The organism is Enterobacter sp. WCHEn045836 (assembly GCF_003965585.1).
Taxonomy (GTDB): Bacteria; Pseudomonadota; Gammaproteobacteria; order Enterobacterales; family Enterobacteriaceae; genus Enterobacter; species Enterobacter dissolvens.
The window spans coordinates 190,199-207,062 of sequence record NZ_RXPT01000001.1 but is presented as its reverse complement, the minus strand read 5'-3'; the positions used below and the strand labels follow the sequence as shown (position 1 = coordinate 207,062).

15 protein-coding genes, 1 tRNA gene and 1 pseudogene are annotated in these 16,864 nt (G+C 55.3%); 8 read left to right on the top strand and 9 right to left on the bottom strand.

The window, feature by feature from the left end:
- Positions 1 to 88 precede the first annotated feature (88 nt).
- Positions 89 to 1,525 carry a magnesium transporter gene (mgtE, locus tag EKN38_RS00935; protein ID WP_013098001.1) on the top strand — a complete coding sequence of 479 codons (1,437 nt, stop codon included), beginning with the start codon at positions 89 to 91 and terminating at the stop codon, positions 1,523 to 1,525.
- Here mgtE and EKN38_RS00930 read toward each other — a convergent pair.
- The gene (locus EKN38_RS00930; RefSeq protein WP_014832727.1) at positions 1,488 to 2,777 is read right to left on the bottom strand and encodes a SulP family inorganic anion transporter; all 1,290 of its coding nucleotides are present in this window, start codon (positions 2,775 to 2,777) and stop codon (positions 1,488 to 1,490) included. The genes mgtE and EKN38_RS00930 overlap by 38 nt on opposite strands.
- A gap of 188 nt (positions 2,778 to 2,965) precedes the next feature.
- On the opposite strand from EKN38_RS00930, the gene mqo reads away from it, so the two are divergent.
- Positions 2,966 to 4,615: a malate dehydrogenase (quinone) gene (mqo, locus tag EKN38_RS00925; RefSeq protein ID WP_014832726.1), complete on the top strand. Its 1,650-nt coding sequence runs from the start codon at positions 2,966 to 2,968 to the stop codon at positions 4,613 to 4,615.
- 135 nt (positions 4,616 to 4,750) lie between these two features.
- On the opposite strand, the gene eco is transcribed toward mqo, so the two are convergent.
- Positions 4,751 to 5,260, bottom strand: coding sequence for a serine protease inhibitor ecotin (gene eco, locus EKN38_RS00920; protein ID WP_126521587.1), 510 nt, complete (start codon positions 5,258 to 5,260; stop codon positions 4,751 to 4,753).
- A 202-nt stretch (positions 5,261 to 5,462) separates the two neighbouring features.
- Here eco and EKN38_RS00915 point away from each other — a divergent pair, with 202 nt between their 5' ends.
- Both EKN38_RS00915 and EKN38_RS00910 read left to right on the top strand, forming a co-directional pair.
- Positions 5,463 to 5,723, top strand: a complete 261-nt coding sequence (locus EKN38_RS00915) for a DUF2534 family protein (protein WP_013097997.1) — start codon at positions 5,463 to 5,465, stop codon at positions 5,721 to 5,723.
- Positions 5,724 to 5,846: 123 nt separating this feature from the next.
- A complete protein-coding gene (locus EKN38_RS00910; protein WP_014832724.1) occupies positions 5,847 to 7,034 on the top strand; it encodes an MFS transporter in 1,188 nt (395 codons plus the stop codon).
- Between the two features lie 35 nt (positions 7,035 to 7,069).
- On the opposite strand, the gene EKN38_RS00905 is transcribed toward EKN38_RS00910, so the two are convergent.
- The 3 genes from EKN38_RS00905 to EKN38_RS00895 all read right to left on the bottom strand — a co-directional run bounded on the left by EKN38_RS00905 (position 7,070) and on the right by EKN38_RS00895 (position 9,225).
- Positions 7,070 to 7,146 (bottom strand) — tRNA-Pro (locus tag EKN38_RS00905).
- 71 nt (positions 7,147 to 7,217) lie between these two features.
- Complete coding sequence (gene yejM, locus EKN38_RS00900) at positions 7,218 to 8,978, bottom strand: LPS biosynthesis-modulating metalloenzyme YejM (protein ID WP_126521585.1); 1,761 nt, start codon at positions 8,976 to 8,978, stop codon at positions 7,218 to 7,220.
- A 19-nt stretch (positions 8,979 to 8,997) separates the two neighbouring features.
- Positions 8,998 to 9,225: a YejL family protein gene (locus EKN38_RS00895; RefSeq protein WP_001135586.1), complete on the bottom strand. Its 228-nt coding sequence runs from the start codon at positions 9,223 to 9,225 to the stop codon at positions 8,998 to 9,000.
- Positions 9,226 to 9,359: 134 nt separating this feature from the next.
- Here EKN38_RS00895 and yejK point away from each other — a divergent pair, with 134 nt between their 5' ends.
- The gene (yejK, locus tag EKN38_RS00890; RefSeq protein ID WP_014832722.1) at positions 9,360 to 10,367 is read left to right on the top strand and encodes a nucleoid-associated protein YejK; all 1,008 of its coding nucleotides are present in this window, start codon (positions 9,360 to 9,362) and stop codon (positions 10,365 to 10,367) included.
- 52 nt (positions 10,368 to 10,419) lie between these two features.
- On the opposite strand, the gene rplY is transcribed toward yejK, so the two are convergent.
- The 4 genes from rplY to EKN38_RS00870 all read right to left on the bottom strand — a co-directional run bounded on the left by rplY (position 10,420) and on the right by EKN38_RS00870 (position 14,170).
- Complete coding sequence (gene rplY, locus EKN38_RS00885; protein WP_014832721.1) at positions 10,420 to 10,704, bottom strand: 50S ribosomal protein L25; 285 nt, start codon at positions 10,702 to 10,704, stop codon at positions 10,420 to 10,422.
- A 118-nt stretch (positions 10,705 to 10,822) separates the two neighbouring features.
- A complete protein-coding gene (locus EKN38_RS00880) occupies positions 10,823 to 11,695 on the bottom strand; it encodes an alpha/beta fold hydrolase (protein ID WP_014832720.1) in 873 nt (290 codons plus the stop codon).
- A gap of 52 nt (positions 11,696 to 11,747) precedes the next feature.
- Positions 11,748 to 12,341, bottom strand: a complete 594-nt coding sequence (locus EKN38_RS00875; RefSeq protein ID WP_126521582.1) for a TetR/AcrR family transcriptional regulator — start codon at positions 12,339 to 12,341, stop codon at positions 11,748 to 11,750.
- Positions 12,342 to 12,412: 71 nt separating this feature from the next.
- A complete protein-coding gene (locus tag EKN38_RS00870) occupies positions 12,413 to 14,170 on the bottom strand; it encodes a DEAD/DEAH box helicase (RefSeq protein WP_014832718.1) in 1,758 nt (585 codons plus the stop codon).
- Between the two features lie 151 nt (positions 14,171 to 14,321).
- On the opposite strand from EKN38_RS00870, the pseudogene rsuA reads away from it, so the two are divergent.
- From rsuA to EKN38_RS00850, 3 genes and pseudogenes are all read left to right on the top strand, one after another.
- Positions 14,322 to 15,029, top strand: a pseudogene (gene rsuA / locus EKN38_RS00865) (16S rRNA pseudouridine(516) synthase RsuA).
- Positions 15,030 to 15,044: 15 nt separating this feature from the next.
- Positions 15,045 to 16,241 (top strand): Bcr/CflA family multidrug efflux MFS transporter, encoded by a 1,197-nt coding sequence (locus tag EKN38_RS00860; protein ID WP_014832716.1) that lies wholly within the window; start codon positions 15,045 to 15,047, stop codon positions 16,239 to 16,241.
- 278 nt (positions 16,242 to 16,519) lie between these two features.
- Positions 16,520 to 16,864, top strand: coding sequence for a YejG family protein (locus EKN38_RS00850; protein WP_014832715.1), 345 nt, complete (start codon positions 16,520 to 16,522; stop codon positions 16,862 to 16,864).

The following is a 16,864-nucleotide window of genomic DNA, read 5'->3' as shown; positions in this document are numbered from 1 at the left end:
TTTTTCTCCATCCCGCCCCGTTGTTTATTCTTATTTACATATCTCCGCGCTATGCTTAAAGCCAACTTATTTCATGGATTTATGATTAATGTCGGTTTTAAAGAAAAACAGTGCCAGGCAGCGCGACCAGGAACGTGCGCGTCTCATCTGGCTCCTTACGACGGATAAAGCAGTCACCTCTGCGTTACTGGGCAAACTGACCCTGGCTGAGCAATATGATGTCGGCACACTGGCCGACGATATTGCTGAGGTAGGTGCGCTGGTTGCTCATTTACCCCCGCCAGATCTGGCGGATACCCTGGAAGCGCTCCCCTCGGAAGAGCGTCATGCTCTGTGGCGTCTGGTGCAGGATCACGAGCGCGGGCAGGTATTGCTGGAAGCCTCTGAAAACGTCTGGGACGATCTCATTGATGAGATGAGCGACCGGGATATTCTTGATGCCCTGCAGACGCTGGATATTGATGAACAGATTTATCTCGTTCAGCACCTGCCGCGAAACCTGACCGGGCGATTACTGGCTTCGCTGCCTGCGGAAGAGCGGGCGCGCGTGCGTCAGGTGATGCACTACGACAAACACAGCGTGGGCGCCATTATGGAGTTTGGCGTCATCATGGTGCGTCCGGATGTCACCCTCGGTACGGTTCAGCGCTATCTGCGTCGTCTGGGCAGCATGCCGGACAACACCGATAAACTGTTTGTCACCTCGCGGGATAAAACCCTGCTTGGCGAGCTGGAACTCAAAACGATCCTGCTGAACAGCACTCAGCGGCGGGTGAGTGAGGTGATGGAAACCGAGCCGATGGTCTTCTCCCCGGAAGACGACGCGGAAAAAGCGGCCCGTACCTTCGAACGTGACGACCTTGTGAGCGCGGCGGTCGTCGATTCTGTCGGTAAACTGATGGGGCGTCTGACCATCGATGAGATCGTCGACGTGGTCTACGAAGAGACCGATAACGATTTACGTGCGCTCGGCGGGATCAGCGCCGAAGATGACGTCCACGCCTCCGTCGGCAAGGCGGTGAAAACCCGCTGGGCATGGCTCGCCATTAACCTCTGCACTGCATTTATCGCCTCCCGGGTGATCGACGGCTTTGAACACACCATTTCACAACTGGTCGCGCTGGCCTCGCTGATGCCGATCGTGGCCGGGATTGGCGGCAACACCGGCAACCAGACCATTACTATGATTGTCCGCGCGCTGGCGCTGGAGAATATTCAGCCGGGAAACTTCGCCTTCCTGATCTTCAGGGAGATGGGCGTGGCGCTGATTAACGGCCTGGTATGGGGAGGCATTATGGGCGGTATTACCTGGTGGCTGTACGATGATATGGCGTTAGGCGGGGTGATGATGCTGGCGATGGTGCTGAATCTGCTGGTGGCCTCCATGATGGGGGTCATTATCCCGCTGACGATGACCAAACTGGGGCGCGACCCCGCGGTGGGGTCGAGCGTGATGATCACCGCCATCACCGATACCGGCGGTTTCTTTATTTTTCTTGGGCTTGCAACGATTTTTCTTCTTTAAGCCGACGCTTGAGCCGGGCGGGAAGCAGTGCCATCACAATAATCCCGCCCATCACGCCAATGGCCAGGTTACCGGTTGAAACCGTTGCTGCAACGGTAATCAGCATCACGACCGTTTCGGCAATGGGCGCGCTTTTTAACGTGGCAGGCTGAAGGCTATGCCAGTTAAACGTTTTGATGGCAACAATCGCCATGATCCCGGCCAGTACGGCCATAGGGATTTTTGCCATTATCTCACTGAGGGCGGTGACCAGCACCAGCAGCACCATGCCCGCTGCAAAAGTTGAGACGCGACTGCGACCTTTGCCCATCTCCACGTTGACGATGGTCTGCCCGATCATGGCACAGCCCGCGATACCGCCGTACAACCCGGCCAGAATATTCCCTGCGCCGAGACCGATGCTTTCACGGCGTTTGCTGGAGGATGTCGCGGTCAGTTCATCCACCAGTTTTGCCGTCAGCAGAGATTCCAGCAGGCCGACAAAGGCGATGCTGAGCGCGCATGGCCAGATGATGCTGAGCGTTTCCATGTTCAGCGGAACGAGCAGCTGTGTCAGCCCTGGCAAACCACTGCTCATAGAGCCTTCATCCCCCACCGTCGGGAGAACCTGTCCGGTGGTCACGGTGAACAGGGTGAGCAGTACAATCGCGATAAGCGGTGACGGGACGCTTTTGATATAGCGTGGCACCCACAGCACAATCAGCAGCGTCAGCACGAACAGGCCCACAATCAGCGGGCTGCGGCTCCAGAAATGGGGAACCTGCGCGAAGAAAATTAACAATCCCAGCGCATTTACGAAGCCGGTCATCACCGACTGGGGAATAAAGCGCATCAGGCGCGCCATCCCGAGCACGCCGAACAGGATCTGAATTATCCCGGCCATCAGGACGGCCGGCAGGATGTACTGCACGCCGTGCTGATGCACCATCGGGCCAATGACCAGCGCGACGGAACCCGCTGCCGCTGTCACCATCGCGCGACGACCGCCGAGCACTGAAAGGGTCAGACACAGCACGACGGAGGCCATCAGGCTTACCTTCGGATCAACGCCCGCGACCACGGAAAAAGAGATCACCTCAGGAATGAGGGCCAGGGCGGTAATGACGCCCGCCAGGGTTTCACGTAGCAACAGGTGGGGTGAGCGCACGACCGTGGAGACATGGTCTTCACGGGAGGAAAAAGCAGGAGGTAATGACATAACAATTCGCAGGTTGGGGCGGGCTTCCGTGCGCGCGATCACAAAGTGCAGCATAGTAGCCAGAAAAACTGCGTCTTGCCAGTTGCATCCAGCAATTCCCTACAAACAATCCATCATTAAATTTCACAATTACAATAATTTCGTAACCTTTAAACAATATTTAAAAGTTGCTACCGTTCCCCCCGCAGCTTTTTTCACCTGCAATTTCCACGCTTCAAGCACTACTCAACTAAGGCAAAATTATGAAAAAAATGACTGCCATGCTCTTTTCTCTGGCCGTGGGGCTGAACACCGTCTCTATGGCGGCGAACGCTGACACACCAAAAGAGCAGGAAACGGACGTCCTTTTAATTGGTGGCGGTATCATGAGCGCCACGCTGGGAACCTATCTGCAAGAGCTCCAGCCGGACTGGTCGATGACCATGGTCGAACGCCTGGATGGCGTCGCGCAGGAGAGTTCAAACGGCTGGAACAACGCCGGTACCGGACATTCGGCACTCATGGAACTGAACTATACGCCGCAGAAAAAGGACGGTTCCATTAGTATCGAGAAGGCGGTAGAGATCAACGAAGCATTCCAGATTTCTCGCCAGTTCTGGTCTCACCAGGTGAACAGCGGCGTGATGCACGATCCGCACTCGTTCATCAACACCGTGCCGCACATGAGCTTTGTGTGGGGGGAGCAGAATGTGAACTTCCTGCGCGCGCGCTACGCGGCGCTGCAGCAGAGCACGCTGTTCCGCGGCATGAAGTATTCTGAAGACCACGCGCAGATCAAAGAGTGGGCACCGCTGGTCATGGAAGGGCGTGACCCGAACCAGAAAGTGGCAGCGACCCGCACCGAGATTGGTACCGACGTCAACTATGGCGAAATCACCCGTCAGCTGGTGGCCTCTCTGAAGAAAAAAGAGAACTTTAACCTTCAGCTCAGCACCGAAGTGCGTGGCTTTAAGCGCAACGCTGACAACAGCTGGAGCGTGACCGTTGCCGATCTGAAAAACAACGAAGCCGAGCACGTCATCAAGGCGAAGTTTGTCTTTATTGGTGCGGGCGGCGCGGCGCTGAAACTGCTGCAGGAGTCCGGTATCCCTGAAGCTGACGACTACGCGGGCTTCCCGGTAGGCGGCCAGTTCCTGGTATCGGAAAACCCGGAAGTGGTGAACCGTCATCTGGCAAAAGTATACGGCCAGGCCTCCGTCGGTGCGCCACCGATGTCCGTTCCACACATCGATACCCGTATGCTTGATGGTAAACGTGTGGTGCTGTTCGGGCCGTTTGCAACCTTCTCCACCAAATTCCTGAAAAACGGCTCGTTGTGGGATCTGCTCAGCGCAACCACGACCTCTAACGTTAAGCCAATGATGGATGTCGGTCTGGATAACTTCGATCTGGTGAAATACTTGATTAGCCAGGTGATGCTCTCTGATGAAGAACGCTTCGAGGCACTGAAAGAGTACTATCCGCAGGCCAAAAAAGAAGACTGGCGTTTGTGGCAGGCGGGTCAGCGCGTACAGATCATCAAGCGTGATCCGAAAGAGGGCGGTGTGCTGCGTCTGGGTACCGAAGTGGTAAGCGATAAAGACGGCACCATTGCCGCGCTGCTGGGGGCGTCACCAGGGGCCTCTACCGCTGCGCCAATCATGCTGCACCTGATGGAAAAAGTGTTCAAAGATAAAGTTGCCACGCCGGAATGGCAGGCCAAACTGAAAACCATCATTCCATCCTACGGTACTAAGCTGAACGGTAACGTGGACGCGACGGAGCAGGAGCTGGAATACACCAGCCGCGTACTGCAACTGCAATACGTTAAACCGCAGGCCGCTGATGCTGCACCAAAAGCAGAGCTCAAGCCGCAGGCAGAAAACAAACCGGTTGCGGATATCGCGCTGTAAGGTAAAAGCAAAACGGTAACATCTGTTACCGTTTTTAGTGTTTTCTCCCTCTCCCGGTGGGAGAGGGTTGGGGTGAGGGCACCAGAACGCACCCTTTCCGGGTCGGGTAAGGCGAAGCCGCCACCCGACGTATTCTTAACGTACTACCGCTTGTCCGACATTCTCATCTGCTTTCCACACGCGATATTTCACTTCCACGTTTTCCGGCGTATACACCACGATTGGCAGCTTGCTGTTGTAGCGTAACAGGCTGTTATCACCCTGATACGCGGTCACGAATTTCTTCTCTTTCTTGCCATCCGGGCAGGCCATCATGGTGGAGACCGGGGACGTCACTTTATCAAAGATAAAGTAGTCGTAACCCCAGCCTTCCAGCGTTTTACTTTCCAGCTGGCCGCCCAGACGGTGCTGGTTGCAATCCACTTCCAGCGTCTGGCCGATCAACAGTTCCACTTTGAAATTCGCTTCGTCCTGCTGAGCGGGAAGCTGGATCACCTGACGCTTCATTCCTTTTTCCGCTTGCGGATAAGGGGCGACTTTTTCCAGAGGCTGTGGTTTCTGGCTGTCGGTAGCGAAGGCGCTGGTGCTCACGCACGCGGCGGCGATCAGGGCAAGGGCAAATTTAGGTGCGTTTTTCACTGTCATTCCTTTATGTCAAAACGATCCTCAAAAGATTAGCATAACGGTTATGAATTTTTAGAGTGATTTACTTACATTTTCAATATGATTAGTGTAATGAACTGCATTTGTCGCCATTTTTTGGTTGTTCGTACTGCGGTGGAGTCTGGCGGCAGATCGTGTTATTTTAAGGCCTAAATAATGTTATTCATCTGTAAAGGGAAGAGAGATGATTCGTGCAAAGCTCAAAACACCTGAAGGCCGTAAGTTCCTCCTGGCGTTGCTGGTTGTGTTTATGATTGCGGCTGCGTGCGTGGGGCGAGCAACCATTGTCGGCGTCATCGAACAGTACAATATTCCGCTCTCCGCGTGGACGACCAGCATGTATGTCCTGCAGTCGGCGATGATCTTCGTTTACAGCCTGGTGTTCACCGTCCTGCTTGCTATTCCGCTGGGTATTTTCTTCCTCGGCGGGCGTGACAAGCACTAAGCGTTCACGTGCGATAACGAAGCCAGCCTGCGGGTTGGCTTTTTTTTGCCTGACGCTGTGTATTCGCATTTCCAGGATATTCTGTTGAGAACACCTTTGTTTACAGAAAGCAGGAGAGGCTTAATGCAATCCCGGTTTGCCACGCTAAGCCGGATCCCGAAAGGCGTCTGGGTGGTCGGTGGAGTCAGCATGTTGATGGACATCTCTTCGGAGATCATTCACAGCTTGCTGCCGTTGTTTATGGTGACCACGCTGGGGGCCAGCGTGATTTTTATCGGCCTGATCGAGGGGCTGGCTGAAGCGACAGCGTTATTTATTAAGGTGTTTTCCGGGGCAATCAGTGACTATCTTGGCAAGCGTAAAGGGCTTGCGGTGTTGGGCTATGGGCTGGGGGCGCTGAGTAAACCCCTGTTCGCTATCGCCACGTCTTCCGGCATGATTCTGGGCGCACGGCTCATCGATCGGGTCGGGAAGGGGATCCGCGGTGCGCCGCGTGATGCGCTGGTTGCTGACGTTACGCCGCACGAGCTTCGCGGCGCGGCGTTTGGTCTGCGGCAGTCAATGGATACTATCGGCGCATTTCTCGGTCCGTTGCTGGCCGTTGGCCTGATGCTGCTGTGGAATAATGATTTCCGCACCATTTTCTGGATCGCGGTGATCCCCGGCGTGCTTGCCGTGGCATTGCTGTTTTTCGGTCTGCATGAACCGACAACGCCAGTCGGGCAAAAACGTACAAATCCCGTCAAAAAAGAGAATCTCAGGCGTCTGGGGAAAGGCTGCTGGTGGGTGATTGGGCTGGGGGCCGTCTTTACGCTTGCGCGCTTCAGTGAGGCATTTCTTGTTCTTCGTGCGCAGCAGTCCGGGGTGCCGCTGGCGCTGATACCGCTGGTGATGGTGGCCATGAACCTGCTTTATTTCCTCTCTGCTTATCCGTTTGGCAAGCTTTCTGACGTCATGAGCCATACCAGACTACTGCAGTGGGGGCTGATGGTGCTGATAGGGGCTGATGTTGTGCTTGCACTGAGCACTCACTGGGCTGGCATTATATTCGGTGTCGCGCTTTGGGGCCTACATATGGGGATGACGCAGGGGTTACTGGCGGCCATGATAGCTAAAACCGCACCGGCTGATTTGCGTGGTACCGCCTACGGTATTTTTAGTCTGGTCAGTGGTGTTGGGCTGTTGATTGCCAGCGTGGGGGCGGGCGCTATCTGGGACACGTTTGGCGCGGAATATACATTTTATGCGGGGGGCGTGATTTGCCTGCTGGCGCTGGTTTATCTGCGTAAAACGCCGGATGAACTGCAATAAAAAAACCAGCCATATGGCTGGTTTCTGAATAGTTTTGGTCGGCACGAGAGGATTTGAACCTCCGACCCCCGACACCCCATGACGGTGCGCTACCAGGCTGCGCTACGTGCCGACGCATGCAAGAATACTACTCGATTCCGTTTTGAATGCAAGGGAATCTGTCGCTAACTGGTTTATAATTAATCAGTTAGCGATAAACCGTTTCTCATCCGTCAGAACCTGAAGCAGCAGGCTCAACTGCGGTTTCTGGTCTTTCAACCGCTCACCCTGCAGGTTATACGTCTGATAATTTCCGTTGCTGTTCAATACCAGCGTCAGCATTGGCGTGGTCACTGCAAGCGTATCATTACCCGCTGCCGTCACCCAGTTGTGGCGGCGTGTCGCGCTGAAGAGATCCTGCCCTTGCGAATACTCATTTGCAGGCGTACTGACGTGCAGCAGCCGTTGCATCAGGGTGGTCATCACATCTTTATGTTCGGTGAGCATGTTAATGCGTTGGGCGGGGGTGCCCGGCCAGTGGATCACCAGCGGAACATGCAGATTCGGTCGCGACCAGCTCATACTCTTCGCTTCGTCACCCAGCGGTACGCCATGGGCTGCCGTCACGATCACCACGGTATTATCGAGCTTACCGGATTCGCGTAAGGCATCAAGCACGCGGCTAATCTGGTCATCAACATTGCCTGCTGCACGGCTGTAGCGGCGCGCAAAGCCTTTCTGATTGCTGTCATCGAGCGTGGTGCCATTAAAGGCAACCCAGGAGAACCAGCGGTTATCTTCCTGGGCATAACGCTGCAGCCAGTTTATCCACTGACTGGCGGTCTGCTCGTCCGACTGACTTTCTGCGGCGGGCAATGAGAAATCAGACAACAGCGCCTGCCGGTACAGCGGGCTGTTAAAGCCGTCTGAGGAGAACAAACCTAACTGATATCCCTGCTGATTGAGCCCGGTGATGAGCGCTGCAGGAATGCGCGCAGAAAGTACGCCGTCCATGTAGGCGGCTGAAATCCCATAGAACAGGCCAAAAATGCCCGTATCGGCGGTGTTGCCGGAACTCATATGCTGGGTGAACGTCACGTTCTTGCTGGCGAAATCGGCCAGCGCAGGCATCTGCTTCTCGTAACGGGAATAGTTCAGACCATCGACGGTGATCAGCAGAACGTTTTGCCCGCGTCCCATATCGCGATAGCGCAGCTCGCTCAGCGGATACTGCACGCTGACCGCTTCCGGATTACCTTGTTCAATCAGACGACGCTGGTACTCCTGCGCGTCCAGCAGACCGTGTTTTTCAAGGAACCGACGTGACGTCATCGGGTAAGAGAGCGGCAGGTTTGCGCGCTGCATGGTGATTGGGCGATAGAAGTTCGCATCCGCCCAGATATACATAATGTGCGAACTGATAAAGGAGACGAAAAAGATCGCGGCCACAGGCTTCGCGTAATGGCGTCGCCGGGTCAGGCTGCGCAGTTTTTGCCAGCTCCACGTGGCAAACAGCATCTCTATCAGAAGGATCACCGGGACGCTGATGAACATCAGCTGCCAGTCACGGGCCGTTTCGTTCTGATCGGGGTTAATCACCAGCTCCCAGACAATGGGATTGAGATGCAGGTGGAAGCGGGTGAACACTTCACTGTCGATAAGCAGCAGCGTCATCCCTGCCGTTGCAAGGATGGCGGATAAAAATCGCATCAGACGCTGCGACATGACGATAAACGTCAGCGGGAAGAGGATCAGCAGATAGGTGGCGAAAACCAAAAAGCTAAAGTGCCCTACAACGCTTATCCAGGAGTAAATACGCCCGGTTAGCGTTGTCGGCCAGTCTGCGACAAACAGATAACGACAGCCGATGACCGTCGCCAGCAGAATGTTGAACAGGGCAAACCAGTGCCCCCAGCTGACCATCTGGGAGACTTTTTCACGGTAGCGCTGACGATTCGTCACCATAAACTGTTGTTCGTTTCCCTTAATGGGCCTGGTCGTCGCTAACGGAAGACTGTAACGCCTGGGCGAAAGATTTTGCGATCGCCTGACGCTGAGCCGGAGCAACGCTGGTATTGATAAGGTTGGTGACCATATTTCCCAAAACCATCAGGGAGAGATCGGTCGGTGTTTTATGTTTTTCCAGTACGTTGACCAGCTCACTGAGCAATTGTTCAACGTGTTCATCACTGTAGCGGGAATGTTGTGGCATAAATCAAAATCAGTTTGTTGATGAAAGGGCAACATATTACCGTAGCAACAGCTTTTTTTCCCCTTTTTTATCAGTTGTTGCACACATGGACTGGTGGTGGTTGAATACCGCCCGGTCTAAAAGGAGAGTTTATCATGAGTCTGGAAATCAACCAGATTGCCTTGCACCAGCTTATCAAGCGTGATGAGCAAACCCTTGAAGTGGTGCTGCGCGATTCGTTACTGGAACCCACGGCGACCGTTGTGGAAATGATGGCGGAGTTGCACCGCGTCTACAGTGCAAAAAATAAAGCCTATGGTCTGTTCAGCGACGAGAGTGAACTGGCGGATAGCCTGCGCCTTCAGCGTCAGGGCGAAGAGGATTTCCTGGCCTTTAGCCGCGCCGCAACCGGGCGTCTGCGCGACGAGCTGGCGAAATACCCGTTTGCCGACGGCGGGATCGTTCTGTTCTGCCACTATCGCTACCTGGCGGTCGAGTATCTGCTGGTCACCGTGCTGAACAATTTAAGCAGTATGCGCGTGAACGAGCAGCTGGATATCAGCTCCACCCATTATCTGGATATCAACCATGCGGATATCGTTGCGCGTATTGATTTGACCGAGTGGGAAACCAATCCGGAGTCGACCCGCTACCTGACTTTCCTGAAAGGGCGTGTGGGGCGTAAAGTGGCCGATTTCTTTATGGACTTCCTCGGCGCCAGCGAAGGTCTCAACGCCAAAGCGCAGAACAAAGGGCTGCTGCAGGCAGTGGATGACTTCACGGCGGAAGCGCAGCTCGATAAATCTGAGCGCCAGAACGTGCGTCAGCAGGTTTACAGCTACTGCAACGAACAGCTGCAGGCGGGGGAAGAGATTGAGCTGGAGTCGCTGTCAAAAGAGCTGGCCGGCGTCAGTGAAGTCAGTTTCCAGGAATTTACTGCTGAGAAAGGGTATGAGCTGGAAGAGAGCTTCCCGGCGGATCGCAGTACGCTGCGCCAGTTAACCAAATTTGCCGGAAGCGGCGGCGGGTTAACCATCAACTTTGATGCCATGCTGCTGGGGGAACGTATCTTCTGGGATCCGGCCACCGATACGCTGACCATCAAAGGTACGCCACCCAACCTGCGCGATCAGCTGCAGCGTCGCACCACTGGCGGTAAATAACCGCCATAAAAAAACCCCGCCGAAGCGGGGTTTTTTTTCGACGTGTTTGCGATTACGCGCGAACAAAGTCGATGTGAGTCAGTTTTGGCTTGAACGCGTGACGCTGAACAGCCTGAACTTTCACTTTTTCTTCTTTACCGCCAACAACGATGGTCAGAACTTCGCTGTAGAATTCAGCTTTGGTCTGCAGGTTCCACACTTTGTCGTGATCCAGTTCGATAGAAACTGGAGCAGCTTCGCCACCGTAAACGATAGCCGGGAACTTGTTAGCGGTACGCAGGCGGCGGCTCGCACCCTTACCCTGCACGTTACGTACTTCTGCTTCGATAGTGAACATTGATTTCTCTCTGTATTTAAAACCCTACTACAGGCGACCCAGCAGCAGGTGAGTGTTCTGCTTTGCGGATGCAAAAGCGGGCGGCATTATAGCCCCCAATCCACCTCAGGGCAATGAATTAATCCCCACTAAAAAAACCGCTTAGCGCGTCGGCGACCGCCTGAGGTTGCTCTTCTGGCTGAAAATGGCCGCACCGGGGAATAACGCGCCCGTCAACGTGCGCGGCAAACGCCCTCAGCGGCGAGGCCATATCAGGAATCGAACCCTGATCGGCACTGAGTGCCAGAACGGGCACGGAGAGTTTACCCCGTTCGCTAAGCGCCCGGTTTTGCGTAGCGGAGAGGGCGGCAGCGCGATAGTAAGCCAGCCCCGCGCGCAAGCCACCTTCGCGCGTAAAAATGCGCAGATACTCGTCAAGATCCGCCTCACTGAAGGTGAGGGGATTTGCCGCTTTGCGACGCAGAAACCACTCCAGATAGCCACGCTCTTTGCCGCTAATAAGGAATTCAGGCAGATCGGCAACCACGTGAAAGGCAAAATGCCAGGTGCGCCAGGCGCGATCCGCGGTGACAGGCAGGGCGTCGGGTAAGGTGATACCAGGTATGCCGGCATCCAGCAGCGCCAGCTTTATCACCTCATCGCTGTACATCGCCGCATAAGGCCAGGCAACCCAGGCTCCCACGTCGTGACCGGCCAGATAGTAGCGATGCACGCCAAGCTGGGTCAGCAGTTCATGAACATGGCTGGCGAGGGTTTGGGTGTCATACCCCTCTGACGGACAATCGGTATCACCCTGTCCGGGTAAGTCCGGGGCGATGACATGATAGCGCTCGGCCAGCAAAGGGATAACATGGCGCCAGGCGTACCAGCTTTCGGGGAAACCTGCCAGCAGGACAACCGTCTGCGCGTGCTGTTCTCCGGCGGTGACGTAATGCGTGCGGATGCCATTGATGAGCATGAAATGGTGCTGCGGGGCGATGGGCGTGGTCATAGCGATCTCCGGAATAATAGGAAATGATCGTTTCCTAATTGATGAAAAAAACTCAGCCGAGCAGGCTGAGTGCCGCGCTAACAGCGCTGTTTATCTCGTCCTCAGACAGGCCTTGCTTGCCGATCACGCGGTAACCCTGTAGCAGGGCGAAAATATTACGCGCCGTTTGCTCCGTGGGCAGCGCGCGGGAAAGGCTACCGTCCTGCTGGCCTTCCTGAACCAGTTCGAACAACAGCTGCTCGGTACGCTGCATGGCGGCTTTGATGTACCGGGCAGTCGCCTCATCAAAAACCGCCAGCTCAGTCGCGCTGGCGACCACCAGACAGCCGCGTATGCCCTCAGGACCGTGGCTGCTCTCGGCGTAGAAGCGTAACACCGCCGCGATTTTATCTCGTCCGCTGCGTGCCGCCTCGGTACGCTGGCGCAGGGCGGCGCTGCGCATCCGGGTGTAACGGTCGAACGCCGCGAGAAACAGGCCATTCTTGCTGCCAAAGGCTTTATACAGGCTTCCCGCCGTAAGCCCAGTCGCGTCACTCAGCTCTTTGATTGAGGTAGCATGATAGCCGCGCTCGCGGAAAACGAGCAGGGCGCTGTCGATGGCGGCGTCGGTATCAAATTCACGCGGGCGACCGGGAAGACGTGACATGAGGAAGTCCTGTTGTAATGCGATAATGCATAATAGGAAACAATCGTTTCCTATTCAAGGCCTGTCTGTCATTACCGCAGTTCGTTGGCCCGTCGAAAACGACCTTCATAGTCAAACACCTTTTCACGGACCTGCCAGTACTGGCCTTTCTTACGGGCGACCACAAAATCAGGATGGCGTAGCAGCACCTGCTGATGCACGATATCTGCGACGGTTATCCAGCGCAGCGGTACGCCCGGCGTGCGGGTATGCGGGCGGATAAAGAGTTGTTCGAAGGCCGTGCGCTGTGCCGGAGTGTGCACCCTGAAGCGCTCGCTGACGTCGGCGCCGTCCTCATCGTAATAGGTGATTTTCAGCCATTCGCCTTTTTCATCCGCACCCGGTTGCAGCGCCATGCCAGCGCAGCGCAGCACCAGCGCATCCTTTAACTTCAGCGCGGCCTTCAGCATGTCATCAGGGTCGACAAGAACCGTGTCACATTCGCGACAGCGGCGGGCGGCAATATCATTTTCGGCGTTGCACTGGGGGCAGTTTTTAAAGCGGAAACGGAAATCGCACTGCTCGCGATGCCCTTCATCATCTTCAAACCAGCCCTGACAGCGGCGGCCAAAGTGTTCGATCAGCGTGCCGTCAGCCGTTGTTTTGCCCCAAAAGGTGTTGGCAAAACCACAGGCAGGGCAAAAGACCTGCACCGGCACGTTGTCACTTTTGCCTTTCGGCGTACCCACTTCAGGCGAGTAGAGATCGTGCGGGTTACCGGCGTAATCGAGGATCAGACAGTCGGTTTTACCGGGGGCCAGACGCAGACCACGACCGACGATTTGCTGATACAGGCTGACCGATTCGGTCGGACGCAGAATGGCAATCAGGTCGACGTGGGGGGCATCAAACCCGGTGGTGAGCACCGAGACGTTTACCAGATAGCGAAACTGCTGCGCTTTAAACGCCTCAATCAGTCTGTCACGCTCCGGGCCAGGGGTCTCGCCGGTGATCAGCGCCGCGTCGTCAGCGGGCAGTAAGCCGGTGATTTCGCGCGCATGCTCTACGGTGGCGGCAAAGATCATCACCCCTTTGCGCGTTTCAGCGAACTCTTCTATCTGGCTGATAATATGCGGCGTGATGCGTTTTTGCTTTTTCAGCTCCTGATTCAGATCCGCTTCACTAAATAAGCCGTTGCTCTGCGCCTGTAAGCGGCTGAAATCGTACTGGACGACCGGCATATCGAGCCGTTCAGGCGGTGTCAGGTAGCCATGTTTAATCATATAGCGCAGCGGAAGTTCATAGATACAGTCGCTGAACAGCGCCTTCTCATCCCCTCGCACCATGCCGTGATAATGAAAGCGATAGATCCAGCCTTTACCCAGGCGAAACGGGGTTGCCGTCAGGCCCAGCAGGCGTAAGTGAGGGTTCACCTCTTTCAGGTGAGTGAGGATTTGCTGATACTGGCTATCGTCGTCATCGCTGATGCGATGGCACTCGTCAACAATCAGCAGCGAAAATTCGCTGCGAAACAGCTCAAGGTTGCGGGCCACAGACTGCACGCTGCCAAACACCACTTTGCCGTGGCTCTCTTTGCGCTTTAGCCCGGCGGCGAAGATATCAGCTTCCAGGCCGAGCGCACAGTACTTGGCATGGTTTTGCGCAACCAGCTCTTTGACGTGCGCCAGCACCAGCACGCGGCCGCGCGCCAGGCGGGCAAGTTCGGCGATCACCAGGCTTTTGCCTGCGCCAGTCGGGAGCACAATGGCTGCTGGCTCACGGTGTTTGCGGAACCAGGCCAGGGTGGCGTCAACGGCTTCCTGCTGATAGGGACGAAGTGTAAAAGTCATGGGGTCTCTGTATCGTTATGCCGCATATAGTATGCCACGAAACTTTTTCCCTTGAGTGGCGCAACCAGACCATTATACTGAACCGTTCCTGACTGCTTCTTTTTCGGACGCATTGTCCGACTTCCAGCACCATTAAGGCTAAAAAGATTTCATGCGACTTGATAAGTTTATCGCTCAGCAACTCGGCGTAAGCCGCGCTATTGCCGGGCGCGAGATCCGCGCCAGCCGCGTTACCGTGGATGGCGACATTGTGAGAGACAGCGCGTTCAAACTGCAACCTGACCACCAGGTGGAGTATGACGGCAATCCGCTGACCCAGCAGCACGGTCCGCGCTATTTCATGCTCAATAAGCCGGAAGGCTACGTCTGTTCTACGGACGATCCGGATCACCCGACGGTGCTCTATTTCCTCGACGAACCGGTTGCCCACAAGCTGCATGCGGCTGGCCGCCTCGATATCGACACCACGGGACTGGTGCTGATGACCGATGACGGTCAGTGGTCCCACCGCATTACCTCTCCGCGTCATCACTGTGAAAAAACCTATCTGGTGACGCTGGAATCGCCGGTGGCAGATGACACGGCAGAACAATTTGCCAAAGGCGTTCAGCTGCATAATGAAAAAGACCTCACCAAACCGGCGGTGCTGGAAGTCATTACCCCGACCGAAGTCCGTCTGACCATCAGCGAAGGGCGTTAACATCAGGTGAAACGTATGTTCGCCGCGGTGGGTAACCACGTTGTGGGTCTGCATCGCGAACGCATTGGGGCAATTGAACTCGATCCCGACCTGGCGCCCGGCGAATATCGCCCGCTGACGGAAGAAGAGATCGCCAGCGTGGGGCTGCCCGCGCATTAATTTCAGGAGAACCCTGTGACCACCAGGCCACACTCGTCTTTCAAAATCGTGTTCATTCTTGGCCTGCTGGCCATGTTGATGCCGCTGTCGATTGATATGTATTTGCCTGCGCTGCCGGTGATTTCGACGCAGTTTGGCGTACCGGCAGGCAGCGCGCAGATGACGCTCAGCACCTATATTCTCGGTTTTGCCCTCGGCCAGCTGTTTTATGGCCCGATGGCTGACAGCCTCGGGCGTAAGCCGGTTATTCTGGGCGGAACGTTGATCTTTGCAGCCGCAGCTGTGGCCTGTGCGCTGGCACAGAGTATCGATCAGCTGATCGTGATGCGTTTCTTCCACGGTCTTGCGGCGGCCGCGGCAAGCGTGGTGATTAACGCCCTGATGCGTGACATCTACCCGAAAGAAGAGTTCTCCCGCATGATGTCATTCGTCATGCTGGTGACCACCATTGCGCCGCTGGTGGCACCGATGGCCGGTGGTGCGGTGCTGGTATGGTTCAGCTGGCATGCCATTTTCTGGATCCTGGCGCTTGCCGCACTGCTGGCCTCGGCGATGATTTTCTTCTTTATTGATGAAACGCTGGCCGTCGAGCGCCGCCAGAAATTCCACATCCGTACCACGATGGGGAATTTTGCCTCGCTGTTTCGCCACAAACGGGTGCTGAGCTACATGCTGGCAAGCGGCTTCAGCTTTGCCGGGATGTTCTCCTTCCTGAGTGCCGGGCCGTTTGTCTATATTGAGCTGAACCACGTTTCACCGCAGCACTTTGGGTATTACTTTGCGCTGAACATTGTGTTCCTGTTCATCATGACCATCATTAACAGCCGCTTTGTTCGCCGGATTGGGGCATTGAACATGTTCCGTGCCGGGCTGTGGATCCAGTTTGTGATAGCTATCTGGCTGGTGGTCAGCGCGTTTCTCGGCGTGGGCTTCTGGGCGCTGGTGGTGGGGGTTGCTGTCTTTGTTGGCTGTGTCTCGATGATCTCCTCCAACGCGATGGCGGTCATCCTCGACGAGTTCCCGCATATGGCAGGCACCGCGTCATCGCTGGCGGGGACATTCCGCTTCGGGATAGGTGCGGTGGTGGGGGCGCTACTTTCAATGGCGACCTTTAACACGGCCTGGCCAATGCTGTGGGCCATGGCGTTCTGCGCCACCAGCTCTATTCTCTTCTGTCTTTACGCCAGCCGACCACGCAAAGCCCCGCATTAATCTGCACATCAGGCCCGATACGGGCCTTTTTGTTGACCCATATCAACCAAACCTGCGTTCGTTTACCCCTTGTTTGTTTCTTTTATGTAAAATCTATTTATGTAAAAAGTCACATCATTGTATTTAAAAAGGTTGAGTTAGATCGCAGAAACGGGTACATATAGCGCCGACGCGAGCCTGAATACCTATAAAAAAGCGCTGAATAGTGCAGGTTGGCGATGATGTGTTACTATAAATGTAAATAAATTGTGAAGTAAATTTGCTTCCGGGGATCGAACGTGAATACATTACAACTCTCCATAGTCCATCGCTTGCCCCAGAGCTATCGCTGGTCGGCGGGTTTTGCAGGTTCGAAAGTTGAACCGATTCCGCAAAACGTTGCAGGTTGCGAGAATTGTCTGGTCGCGCTCAAACTGCTTAGCCCGAGCGATGAAAACGCATGGCCGGTCATGGAGCGCTTAAGCCAGGCGCTGACGGATATCGAAGTGGACAGCTCCGTGCTGGAGTGTGAAGGCGAGCCGTGCCTGTTTGTAAAAAGTCAGGATGAATTTGCCGCGACCTGCCGTCTGAAAAACTTTGGCGTTGCCATAGCTGAGCCTTTCTCGGGCCAGTATCCCTTCTGA